Here is an 11,615-nt window from a genome sequence, read left to right as displayed (position 1 = left end):
GGGCCTGTGGGGCGGCCCAGGCTATCTCCCGGGCGGCCCCCATCACCGCCCCCGGGCGCCCCCGCACCGCCGTTCGGGCGGTGCGGGGCCCGGTTCCGTTCCGGTCGCAGGATGGCCGGAATCCGGCGGTGGCACGGCCGGAACCATGACGTGCCGCCCGGGTGCGGCGCCCTCCGCGGCCCGGTGGGGCGGACGGTGGCCCTGGGCCCTGGTCAGTCACCTCCGGTGGTGATCGAACTTTGTCGGGGGCATGAAAACCGTGTTCAAGACTTCGTCATGCCGTAACACAGTCGACGGAAGGCCGCGTATACGGTTTCGGTAAATAATCGGCCAATCGGTGGCATGCATCTGTCATTAACGACGCGTTTGCTGCCACGATTCCTCCGGCTGCAGACGAGGGGGCCCCACCCCCCGGTGCAGTTGCTCCAGTTCAGGTGCAGCGCGTCCCGACCCTGCAACGAACCCCTGCACGACTTGTGAGCCCGCAACCGCACCCCCGTCGCACCCGGCGGGGGCCCCCACTGCGCCGCAACCGCGGCCCAGGTCCCTCCACCGCGCGTGCCGGGTCGATCCCTTCGGCACGCCGGTCGGAAAAGGAGTCCGCATGTCACGTCACGCCCACGTCCGGAAGGCGGCGGTCGTCCTGGCCGCCACCACCGCGCTGCTGGTCACCGGCATACCGGTGATCGCGCAGGCGGCCCCGGACGCGCCGACCGCCGTCGCCTCCCAGCAGGCGAGCCGGGCCGCGCTGATCGCCTCGGCGAACCAGCAGACCACGTCCCTGGCCCAGGCGCTCGGCCTGGACGGCAAGGAGCAGCTGGTCACCAAGGACGTCGTCCAGGACGCCAACGGCGGCCGCCACCTGCGCTACGAGCGCACCTACGCCGGACTCCCGGTCCTGGGCGGCGACCTGATCGTCCATCAGGACGCGTCCGGTGCCACCAAGAGCGTGACCAAGGCCAGCGAGGCCGTCCTCGGCGGCGTGGACACCACGCCCGCCCTGGCCGCGCCGAAGGCCCAGGAGGCCGCGCTCGCCGCCGAGCAGGGCTCCGTCGACGGGGCGCCCCGCCTGGTCGTCTGGGCCGCCGACGGCACCCCGAAGCTCGCCTGGGAGACCGTGGTCAACGGCCGCGAGTCCGACGGCACCCCGAGCAAGCTGCACGTCGTCACCGACGCCAAGACCGGCACCGTGCTCAGCAAGGCCGACGGCATCAAGCGCGGCACCGGCACCGGCGTCTTCGTCGGCACCGTCCCGCTGACCACCACCCAGAGCGGCTCGACCTACTCGCTCAAGGACGCCAGCCGCGGCGGCCAGTACACCACCGACATGGCCAACGGCACCTCCGGCAACGGCACGCTGTTCTCCAAGTCCTCCGACACCTGGGGCAACGGCCAGGTCAGCAACCGCGAGTCGGCCGCCGTCGACGCCCAGTACGGCGCCGCCGTCACCTGGGACTACTACAAGAACACCTTCGGCCGCACCGGCATCAAGAACGACGGCGTCGGCGCGATGAGCCGGGTGCACTACGACACCGGCTACGTCAACGCCTTCTGGGACGACGGCTGCTTCTGCATGACCTACGGCGACGGCACGGGCGACACCCACCCGCTCACCGAACTCGACGTGTCCGGCCACGAGATGAGCCACGGCGTCACCTCGGCCACCGCCAACCTGAACTACTCGGGCGAGTCCGGCGGCCTCAACGAGGCGACCTCCGACATCATGGGCACCGGCGTCGAGTGGTACGCCAACCTGCCCGCCAACCCGCCGAACTACCTGATCGGCGAGCTCATCAACATCAACGGCGACGGCAAGCCGCTGCGCTACATGGACAAGCCCTCCAAGGACGGCACCTCGGCCGACTCCTGGTACTCGGGCGTCGGCAACCTGGACGTGCACTACTCGTCCGGCGTCGCCAACCACTTCTTCTACCTGCTGTCCGAGGGCAGCGGCGCGAAGACCATCAACGGGTTCAGCTACAACAGCCCGACGGTCAACAACATCACCGTCAGCGGCATCGGCCGGGACAAGGCGCTGCAGGTCTGGTACAAGGCGCTGACCGCCTACATGACCTCCACCACCAACTACGCGGCCGCCCGCACCGCGACCCTGAACGCGGCCACCGACCTGTACGGCGCCAACAGCGCCGAGTACAACGCGGTCGCCACCGCCTGGGCCGCCGTCAACGTCGGTTCGCTGCCCAACCCGGGCGGGGTCACCGTCACCAGCCCGGGCAACCAGTCCACCGCGGTGGGCACTTCGGTCAACCTCCAGATCAAGGCCTCGGGTGGGACGGCTCCGCTGTCGTACTCGGCGAGTGGGCTGCCGGCCGGGCTGGCGATCAACGCGAGCACCGGTGTGATCACGGGTTCGCCGACGGCGGCGGGCAGTTCCAGCGTGACGGTGACGGTGAAGGACTCGGCGGGCAAGTCGGGGGCGGCGAGCTTCACCTGGACGGTCACCGGTGGTGGCGGGGGTTCCTGCACCCCGGCGCAGCTGCTGGGCAACCCGGGCTTCGAGACGGGTTCGGCGGCGCCGTGGACGGCGACGTCCGGGGTGATCGACAACAGCTCCTCGCAGCCGGCGCACGGCGGTAGCTGGAAGGCCTACCTGGACGGCTACGGCAGCGCCCACACGGACACGCTGTCCCAGACGGTGAGCATCCCGGCGGGTTGCAGGGCGACGCTGAGCTTCTGGCTGCACATCGACACCGCGGAGTCGGGTTCGACGGCGTACGACAAGCTGACGGTGGCGGTGAACGGCACCACGCTGAAGACGTACTCCAACGTGGACGCCGCGGCCGGCTACCAGCAGCGGACCTTCGACCTGTCGGTGTACGCGGGTCAGACGGTCACCCTGAAGTTCACCGGCACCGAGGACGCCTCGCTGCAGACGAGCTTCGTGATCGACGACACCTCCATCCAGACCAGCTGACGCTGAGTCGACCAGCGGGCCCGGCGGCTTCGGCCGCCGGGCCCTTGTCACGCCCGGGAGCGGTCCGGAGGCGGTCCGGGGGCGGTCCGGGGGTGGCCTGGGGACGGTCCGGGGGTGGTCCAAGGGTGGTCCGGGCCGCTTCCGTCTCGATGGGGACTCGATGGGGAAACGTTTCGCCGCCTGTCTTGACGGTGTCATTCCCGGGCCCTAGGTTCTCTGCAAGTTTCCGGCAAGTTACAGAAACTTCCTGCAGGATCCCTCGGCTGCCCCGCACCAGCCACCCCCATGGAGACGACGTGGTCACCACCCCCACCCGCCGGCCTGCCCGCACGGCCGGCGCGCTCGCCGCCTCGGCGGCACTCGCGCTCTCGCTCGGCACCGCCCTCGGCGCCCCCACCGCCCAGGCCTCCCCGCCCGCGAACAACGGCAAGGACGTCACCGCCACCCTCTTCGAGTGGCGCTTCGACTCGGTCGCCCAGGCCTGCACCACCACCCTCGGCCCCAAGGGCTACGGCTTCGTCGAGGTCTCGCCGCCCCAGGAGCACATCCAGGGCCCGCAGTGGTGGACCTCGTACCAGCCGGTCAGCTACCGGATCGCCGGACGGCTCGGCGACCGGACGTCCTTCAAGAACATGGTCGACACCTGCCACGCGGCCGGGGTCAAGGTGATCGCCGACGCCGTGATCAACCACATGACGGCCGGGTCCGGCACCGGCACCGGCGGCACGGTCTACACCAAGTACAACTACCCCGGCACGTACCAGGACCAGGACTTCCACACCTGCCGCCAGCCGATCACCAACTACCAGGACCGCGCCAACGTGCAGGACTGCGAACTGGTCAACCTCGCCGACCTGGACACCGGCAGCAGCTACGTCCAGACCACCATCGCCCACTACCTGGACGACCTCGGCTCGCTCGGCGTCGACGGCTACCGGATCGACGCCGCCAAGCACATCGCCGCCACCGAACTCGCCGCCATCAAGGCCAGGACGGCCAACCCCAAGGCCTACTGGGTGCAGGAGGTCATCTACGGCGCCGGCGAACCGATCCAGCCGGGCGAGTACACCGGCAACGGCGACGTCGACGAGTTCCGGGTCGGCACCGACCTCAAGCGCATCTTCACCGGCGACAAGCTCGCCAACCTCAGCGGCTGGGGCGCCTCCTGGGGCTACCTGCCGAGCAGCCAGGCGCGCAGCTTCGTCGACAACTGGGACACGGAGCGCAACGGCTCCACCCTCAACTACACCTACGGCAACACCTACACGCTGGCCAACGTCTTCCTGCTGGCCTCCACCTACGGCTCGCCCAACGTCTACTCCGGCTACACCTTCACCAACACCGACGACGGCCCGCCCAACGGCGGCACCGTCAACGCCTGCTACCAGGACGGCTGGAACTGCACCCACGCCTGGCGGCAGATCGCCAACATGGTGGGCTTCCGCAACGCGGTCGCGGGCACCGGGGTGACCAACTGGTGGTCCAACGGCAACAACGCGATCGCCTTCGGCCGCGGCAACCGGGGCTACGTCGCGATCAACCACGAGAGCGGCGCGATCTCCCGGACCTTCCAGACCGGGCTGCCCGCCGGGACGTACTGCGACGTCCAGCACGGCGACCCCCAGCCCGGCGGCGGCTGCACCGGACCGACGTACCAGGTCGGCGCCAACGGGCAGTTCACCGCGACGGTCGGCGCGGGGGACGCGGTCGCGCTGTACGTCCAGTCCGGGACGACCGTCTCCGGTGCCTCCTTCAACGTCAACGCGACCACCGTGCCCGGGCAGAACATCTACGTGGTCGGCGACGCCCCGGCGCTCGGCGGCTGGGACCCGGCCAAGGCGCTGCCGCTCTCCTCGGCCGGCTACCCGGTCTGGTCGCTCGCGCTCCCGCTGCCGGGCGGGACCGCCTTCCAGTACAAGTACCTGCGCAAGGACGCGAGCGGGGCGGTCACCTGGGAGTCCGGTGCCAACCGGACGGCGACCGCGCCGGCCTCGGGGAACGTCACGCTGAACGACACCTGGCGGCCCTGAGGCCCTGAGGCCCTGAGGCCCTGGGGTCGTGAGGCCTGCGGGCCCCTGAGGCCCCGGACCCCCGTCGGCCTCCGGTCGGCGGGGGTCCGGGCCGGGCGGAGGCTCAGCCGCGCCCGATGTACGGCATGGCCGTCGCCATCACGGTGGCGAACTGCACATTGGCCTCCAGCGGCAGCGCCGCCATGTGCCGGACGGTGCGTGCCACGTCCGCCACGTCCATGGTCGGCTCGGGCACGACCCGGCCGTCCGCCTGCCGCGCCCCCGCCCCCATCGCGGCCGTCATGTCGGTCGCCGCGTTGCCGATGTCGATCTGCCCGCAGGCGATCCGGTACGGGCGGCCGTCCAGCGACAGCGACCTGGTCAGGCCGGTGACGGCGTGCTTGGTCGCGGTGTAGGCGATCGAGTGCGGGCGCGGGACGTGCGCGGAGATCGAACCGTTGTTGATGATCCGGCCGCCCTGCGGCTGCTGGGCCCGCATCTGCCGGAAGGCCGCCCGGGCGCAGAGGAAGGCACCGGTCAGGTTGAGGTCGACCACCGCCCGCCAGTCCTCGACGGACAGTTCCTCGACCGGGACGGCCGGGCCGAAGGTCCCGGCGTTGTTGAACAGCAGATCGACGCGGCCGTGCCGTTCGACGGCCGTCGCGAACAGCGCGTCCACCGCGGCGGGGTCGGTGACGTCGGTCGGCACCACGTCCGCCGCCGGCACGCCCGCCGGTACGCCCGCCGGGGCGGCGCAGAGCGCGGCCGTCTCCCGCAGCGGCCCGGCCCGGCGCCCGGCCAGCACCACCCGCCAGCCGGCCGCGGCCAGCTCGACGGCGACGGCCCGGCCGACGCCGCTCCCGGCTCCGGTGACGACGGCGATCTGCTCGATCATGGCGGGCTCCTCGAGGGCTCGGTACCGGTACGGTCACGCTCCGCCGGGTCGGTGCCGGTCGGGCGTGCTGAGGCGATCGTTCCGGACGTGCGGCCCGCCGTCACTGGTGGAAGCGCCCAAAATCCGGGCGGTCGGGCGGGCCCGCCGCGGTGGCCCCGAACGGTGCCCCCGCCGTCCGGCCCCCGTCGTCCGGCGGTGGCGGTGAAGGCCTTTACCTGATCGCGAACAAACATTGGATTTCCGGTGGCCACCTCGCAACCGGCCGACCCCGGGCCACGTCATAAGATCGCAGGAAGGTGCCCTTCCGCGAGGGACGGCGCACCAGCCGCCCCGGGGATCGCGCCGCGCCGCTTCCCCGGGCCTGTCCGGCCCCACCGGGGGGCCGCCGCCCGGTCCGACGGCCGGGCGCGACATCGGTCGGAGAGTCCTCACCGTGTATAGGCAGTCGTCCCGTTCCCGTGCCGTCCTGACCGGCGCCGCCGTGCTCACCCTGGCCGCCTCGCTGGCGGCCTGCGGGGGGTCCGACGGCGGGAAGGGGAACGGCTCCTCGGCCGACGGCACCCCGGCGGCGACGGCCGGCGCGGGCAGCCCGGCCGCCGGCGGCAGCGCCGCCCCCGGGACGCCCTCGGCGGAGCAGCCCACCCCGGCCAACGGCAAGGTGATGATGCCGACCGGCCCGGCCGCCGACCTGAAGAAGGTCCGGGACACCGGGGCCGGCCCGATCATGATGACCAAGGTGGCCGGCGCGAAGTCCGGCGTCACCGGCCAGGTCTGGGTCTGGCTGCCGCCCGAGTACAACGACCCCAAGTTCGCCAAGACCGGCTTCCCGGTGCTGACCCTCTACGCGGGCGGCCAGAGCAACGGCTACAACACCTGGACCGACAACCAGCTGCCGATCCAGGAGGTGGACGAGCAGCTGGCCAAGCAGGGCAAGGCCCACCCGTTCATCATGATCATGCCGGTGCAGAACTTCAACAGCGACGAGAAGAACGCGCTGGACTGCTCCGACATCCCGGGCCAGCCCAAGATGGCGACCTGGATGGCCGAGGACATCCCGGCCTGGGTCCGCGCCAACTTCCGCACCCTGAAGGGCCGGGACAGCTGGGGCGTGATGGGCGCCTCCACCGGCGGCTTCTGCAGCGCCAAGATGGCCCTGCAGTACCCGGACGTGTACAAGGCCGCGGTGCCGATCGACGGCTACTTCATCCCGGACTCCGGGCTCTGGAAGGGCCACGACGCCGAGAAGGCGGCCAACAACCCCAACCTGCTGATCACCCAGGGCAAGGCCGACGTGAAGATGTACGTCACCGCGGGCGGGGCCAACGGCTACGAGAAGGACGTGGTCAAGAGCTGGGTCGCCAAGGCCGTCGCTCCGGTGACCATCCAGTACTACGAGCAGCCGGGTGGCAAGCACCTCACCTCGGACTTCAAGAAGATGATCCCGGACACCCTGGAGTGGCTCTCCGCCAACCTGGCGGGCCCGGCCTCGGACTGATCCGGACGGCATCCCCTTGAGCGGCACCTGCTCGACCCCACCTGCTCGAACAGCACTCCGAGCGGCACTCGGAGCGGCACTCGGAGCGGCACCCCGGGAGCCCTCCCGCCCACGTGGCGGGAGGGCTCCCGTCGTGTGTTCCCGTCCGGCGTTCCCGGCCTGTGCGGGGGAGGGGGCCGCCCCGGCGAGGGGACCGTGCCCCGGCCGCGCGCAGGCCCGTGACCTGCGCGTCAATCGGACATTGATTCGCTTCTGATCGACTGCGAGCACCTTGGATGGGGCGGTCCTCACCGGCCGCCCCCGTCCGCCTGACCCCGTCGTGAAGAGAGTGTCATGCCGATCCACCTGCTGCCTCCGCCCGCCGTCTCCGTCCCCGCGCAGGGGGAGCCCGGAGTCGACCCCCGGGACGCGTTCGGGCCGGCCACCGACGAGGAGCCGGTCACCGCCCGGTTCGCCGGCCTGCGACTGGTGCACGCCGCCATGCGCCGGGACCTCGCCCGGATGCCCAACGCGCTGCGACTGCTCCAGCCCGACGAGGAGGACAAGGGCGAGGCGCTGCTGCGACACTGGACCTTCATGACCGCGATGCTGACCTGCCACCACGAGCAGCAGGACACCCGGATCTGGCCGATCGTGCGGCGCTTCGCCCCCGAGCTGCGGCTGCTGCTCAACTGGCTGGAGGCCGACCACCACAACCTGGACCACTCCTTCACCCGGGTCACCACGCTGGTCCGGATCGCCAGCCGGGACACCGGCAGCGCCTGGCCGGTCGCGTACGCGATGGAGGACCTGGCGGCCCGGCTGGAGACCCACCTGCGGATCGAGGAGCGGCAGTTGCTGCCCCGGATGGAGCGGGTGGTGACCGGCAACTCCCGGTTGGGCGGGCTCGGCGAACTGCTCGACCTGCTGCGCGGGGCGGACGGCCCGGGCACGGCCGACGCGCTGGCCTGGCTGCTGGACGGGGTCGACCCGGAGCTGGTCGAGCGGCTGCTGGCCGAGTGCGACGACGACGTGGCCCGCAACTGGCCGCACTGGCAGGCGACCTACCAGCGCTGCACCGCGCCGCTGTGGGGCCCGGCGGGCGGCGCGACCGGCGGCCTGGGGAGCCTGGTCGACTGACCACCGGGCGCTTTTCGCGGCCGTCGTTCTACGCGCGTGGCAAGTGCCGTCGACATATGCCGCGATGACCTATGTTGCGATGACCTAGGCCCCGACGGCGTAGGCCTCGACGACGGGGCCTCGACGACGTAGCCCCGAGCCGGGTCGGGGCGGACGCCCCTACTCCGGCAGGCGGTTGAGCCACTCCAGCGGAGCGACCCGGATCGCCGTGTGCGGTGACCCGTCCCACTCCACCGGCAGCCCGACCGCCTCGACCGCGGCCACCACGGCCCGCCCGATCTCCAGCGTCCGCCGCTCCGACACCTCGACCGGTTCGTCCCCGGTGCGGAAGCCGCCGTAGCGCAGCATCAGTCCGCGCCCGGCCGCGGCGGCCTCGGTGTCCTGCTGGTGGAAGAAGACGAAGCCGCGCGAGTCCTCGTCGGCCTCGCCGCCGATCTCCGCGTAGCCGCAGCCCGCGCAGCAGGTGAAGTCCATCGCGGCGACGATGGACTGATCCTCCAGCAGGTCGAAGGCCTCCTCCAACCGGTCCACGTCCGTGAACTCCGGCCAGTCGGCCTGCTCGGCCAACCGTTCCGTCCACAGCGGAGCGACGATCCGCTCCGCCTCCTCCTGCGTCAGCCCCTGGTCGTCGAGGACCTCGACCAGGGACTCGGCTATCTCGTCCGGCTCCTGGAAGCCGCACCGGATCAACTCGCGAGCCCGCTCCCGGGCTTCGCGCAGCACATCGGGGGCGAGCGCCGTCTCCTGGGTCGTCTCCTGGGTCATGCCCGCATCCTCGCACCCGGCACCGACAATTCGGCCCGCCGTCCGGTCCGGTGCGCTACCGTCCGCCGGTGACCTCTCTGCTGCAACCCCCGCTGATCACCCGACTGCTGGCCGCCGAGCGCATCCTGGTGGCCGGAGCCGGCGGCGGCTTCGACGTGTACGCCGGGCTGCCGATCGCCCTCGCCCTGCGGGCCGCCGGCAAGGAGGTGCACCTGGCCAACCTCTCCTTCACCCACCTCTACGGGCTGCCCGGCGAGGTCTGGCAGGAGCCCGACGTGGCCAGGATCGGGCCGGACACCGACGCCCCCGAGGGCTACTTCCCGGAGCGCACCCTGGCCCGCTGGCTGCGGCTGCACGGGATGCCCGACACCGTGTGGGCCTTCCCGACGGTGGGCGTCCGGCTGCTGCGCGAGGCCTACCGCAGACTCGTCGCCCACCTGGGCGTGGACGCGATCCTGCTGGTGGACGGCGGCACCGACATCCTGATGCGCGGCGACGAGGCCGGGCTCGGCACCCCCGAGGAGGACATGGCCAGCCTGGCGGCGGTGGCGGGCCTGCCGGAGGTGCCTGAACGGCTGGTCGCCTGCCTGGGTTTCGGCGTCGACGCCCACCACGGCGTCAACCACGCCCTGGTGCTGGAGAACCTCGCGGCGATCGACCGGGCCGGCGGCTACCTCGGTGCCTTCTCCATCCCGCGCGGCAGCCGTGAGGGCGCGCTCTACCTGGACGCCGTCGAACACGCCCGGGCCGCCTTCCCCGAGTACCCCAGCATCGTCCACGGCTCGGTGGCGGCGGCGCTGCGCGGCGAGTTCGGCGACGTGCGGTTCACCGAGCGGACCAGGGGCAACGAACTCTTCGTCAATCCGCTGATGACGCTCTACTTCGGCGTCACGGTCGAGGCGCTGGCCGCCGAGAACCGCTACCTGGACCGGCTGGAGCACACCGTGCTGACCCGGCAGATCGCCACCGTCATCGAGGAGTTCCGGGACGAACTGCCCCGGCAGCGCCCGCCCCGGCAGTTCCCGCACTGACCGCCCGGCCGACCCGCCCGTCCGGCCCGCCCGCCCGATCACCCGCCCGCCCGGGTCAGCGCGGCGAGAGCCGGAACTCCAGGTTCCCGAACCGCACCTGGTCGCCCGGCCGCACCGGGATCCCGCCCGCGATCCGCCGCCCGTTCACATGGGTGCCGTTGGTCGACCCGAGGTCGTACAGCACCCAGCCGCCGTTCTCGTGCCGCAGCTCGGCGTGGTGCCGGGAGACCGAGGCGTCGTGCAGCCGCAGCCCCGATCCGGGGAGCCGTCCGATCGTCAACATCCGGGCCCCGGTGTGCGGCAGGCTCAGCCCGGGCAGCCGCTCGGAGCGCCAGGCCCGGTTCAGCCGGGCGCCGAAGCCGGACACCCGGCCGACCGTCCGCAGCACGAAGCGCTCGACCGGCCCCCCGGTGGGGAGCCCGGCCACCGCCGCGTCCAACTCGTCGCGGCTGGTGGCCTGGAGGACGATGTCCATCCGGCCGAGGAAGGTGTCGTGCGACAGTCGGCCGCTGCCCGCGCCGTCCCGGAGCAGCCCGAGCGCCTGGTCCCGTTCGGCGTCGGAGGGCCGGACGGCGCCGGTGGGCGGTTCAGGCTGCGTCATGGCCCGATTGTCGGATCGACCGGCTCGGACTGTCCAGATCACGCGGCGCCCCGGCGCTCGGTTCGTACCTCACTGAGCGACAGACGTCCGCCCCACCGGTCCGGTTCCAGCCCGCGGGCGGGCGTCGGGCGGGGGATCAGCCCTTCCGGGCGGCCGCCAGGATCTTCTCCGTGGTGTGCAGGAACCGGGAGGTCACCGCCCCGCGGTACTGCTTGCCGAACATCTCCTTGGTGACCCACTTGCCGTCCCGGAGGTGCACCACGATGTAGGCGGCCCCCGGGTCGGCGCCGAGCACCTCGACGTCGCCCTTCGGCGAGCGGTGCGGCTCGGCGAGCTCGGCCGGCAGCGGCTCGGAGAGGAAGGCGATCACCAGCCGGACGTCCGGGGTCACCTCGACGCCCCGGAACGGCTCGGCGGCGAGCAGGTCGGCCACCTCGTCGACCGTCCGCAGCAGCACCGGCACCGGGTAGCCGAGCCCCTGCTCCAGGTGCTCCTCGATCCGCGCGGTCAGCGCGGCGCGGTCCGGCTCGGCCGTGCTGAAGAAGACGTTCCCGCTCTGGATGTACGAGCGGACGTCCGCCAGTCCCAGCTCGGCGAAGAGCGCCCGCAGCCGCTCCATCCGCACCGTCCGGCCGCCGACGTTGATGGCGCGCAGGAAGGCGATGTACGTGGTCGTGGAGCCCGTGGTGGTCACCCGGCCAGTGTGGCACCGGCCACCGACAACGCCCGCACACCGCCCGGCCCGGCGGCGGTTGTCGGTGCCCG

9 protein-coding genes are annotated in these 11,615 nt (G+C 72.1%); 5 read left to right on the top strand and 4 right to left on the bottom strand.

Features of this window, described 5'->3' with window-relative positions:
- Nucleotides 1–604: 604 nt before the first annotated feature.
- Together AB0O91_RS23490 and AB0O91_RS23485 are read left to right on the top strand one after the other, a co-directional pair.
- Nucleotides 605–2,935, top strand: a complete 2,331-nt coding sequence (locus AB0O91_RS23490) for a M4 family metallopeptidase (RefSeq protein WP_363436220.1) — start codon at nt 605–607, stop codon at nt 2,933–2,935.
- 296 nt (nt 2,936–3,231) lie between these two features.
- The gene (locus tag AB0O91_RS23485) at nt 3,232–4,965 is read left to right on the top strand and encodes a carbohydrate-binding module family 20 domain-containing protein (RefSeq protein ID WP_363436218.1); all 1,734 of its coding nucleotides are present in this window, start codon (nt 3,232–3,234) and stop codon (nt 4,963–4,965) included.
- Nucleotides 4,966–5,068: 103 nt separating this feature from the next.
- Here the strand turns inward: AB0O91_RS23485 and AB0O91_RS23480 are convergent, their stop codons facing one another.
- Complete coding sequence (locus AB0O91_RS23480) at nt 5,069–5,839, bottom strand: SDR family oxidoreductase (RefSeq protein WP_363436216.1); 771 nt, start codon at nt 5,837–5,839, stop codon at nt 5,069–5,071.
- A 433-nt stretch (nt 5,840–6,272) separates the two neighbouring features.
- Between AB0O91_RS23480 and AB0O91_RS23475 the strand changes: the two genes are divergently transcribed.
- Both AB0O91_RS23475 and AB0O91_RS23470 read left to right on the top strand, forming a co-directional pair.
- Nucleotides 6,273–7,334, top strand: coding sequence for an alpha/beta hydrolase-fold protein (locus AB0O91_RS23475; protein ID WP_363436215.1), 1,062 nt, complete (start codon nt 6,273–6,275; stop codon nt 7,332–7,334).
- 333 nt (nt 7,335–7,667) lie between these two features.
- Nucleotides 7,668–8,453: a hemerythrin domain-containing protein gene (locus AB0O91_RS23470; RefSeq protein ID WP_363436213.1), complete on the top strand. Its 786-nt coding sequence runs from the start codon at nt 7,668–7,670 to the stop codon at nt 8,451–8,453.
- A 159-nt stretch (nt 8,454–8,612) separates the two neighbouring features.
- Here AB0O91_RS23470 and AB0O91_RS23465 read toward each other — a convergent pair whose 3' ends face one another.
- Nucleotides 8,613–9,218, bottom strand: a complete 606-nt coding sequence (locus AB0O91_RS23465) for a hypothetical protein (RefSeq protein ID WP_363436212.1) — start codon at nt 9,216–9,218, stop codon at nt 8,613–8,615.
- Between the two features lie 68 nt (nt 9,219–9,286).
- On the opposite strand from AB0O91_RS23465, the gene AB0O91_RS23460 reads away from it, so the two are divergent.
- Complete coding sequence (locus AB0O91_RS23460; RefSeq protein ID WP_363436211.1) at nt 9,287–10,249, top strand: DUF1152 domain-containing protein; 963 nt, start codon at nt 9,287–9,289, stop codon at nt 10,247–10,249.
- Between the two features lie 55 nt (nt 10,250–10,304).
- Here the strand turns inward: AB0O91_RS23460 and AB0O91_RS23455 are convergent, their stop codons facing one another.
- Together AB0O91_RS23455 and AB0O91_RS23450 are read right to left on the bottom strand one after the other, a co-directional pair.
- Complete coding sequence (locus tag AB0O91_RS23455) at nt 10,305–10,850, bottom strand: DUF1707 and FHA domain-containing protein (RefSeq protein WP_363436209.1); 546 nt, start codon at nt 10,848–10,850, stop codon at nt 10,305–10,307.
- A 136-nt stretch (nt 10,851–10,986) separates the two neighbouring features.
- The gene (locus tag AB0O91_RS23450) at nt 10,987–11,544 is read right to left on the bottom strand and encodes a DUF1697 domain-containing protein (RefSeq protein ID WP_363436208.1); all 558 of its coding nucleotides are present in this window, start codon (nt 11,542–11,544) and stop codon (nt 10,987–10,989) included.
- Nucleotides 11,545–11,615 lie beyond the last annotated feature (71 nt).

The sequence above is a fragment of the Kitasatospora sp. NPDC089797 genome, from assembly GCF_040684795.1.
Taxonomy (GTDB): domain Bacteria; phylum Actinomycetota; class Actinomycetes; order Streptomycetales; family Streptomycetaceae; genus Kitasatospora.
This window is presented reverse-complemented; position numbering and strand designations above follow the sequence as displayed.

What these genes read in the sequence shown, in the direction of transcription:
- AB0O91_RS23480 (WP_363436216.1), bottom strand. Translation starts at nt 5,839, where the DNA reads ATGATCGAGCAGATCGCCGTCGTCACCGGAGCCGGGAGCGGCGTCGGC.
- AB0O91_RS23490 (WP_363436220.1), top strand. Translation starts at nt 605, where the DNA reads ATGTCACGTCACGCCCACGTCCGGAAGGCGGCGGTCGTCCTGGCCGCC.
- AB0O91_RS23470 (WP_363436213.1), top strand. Translation starts at nt 7,668, where the DNA reads ATGCCGATCCACCTGCTGCCTCCGCCCGCCGTCTCCGTCCCCGCGCAG.
- AB0O91_RS23455 (WP_363436209.1), bottom strand. Translation starts at nt 10,850, where the DNA reads ATGACGCAGCCTGAACCGCCCACCGGCGCCGTCCGGCCCTCCGACGCC.
- AB0O91_RS23465 (WP_363436212.1), bottom strand. Translation starts at nt 9,218, where the DNA reads ATGACCCAGGAGACGACCCAGGAGACGGCGCTCGCCCCCGATGTGCTG.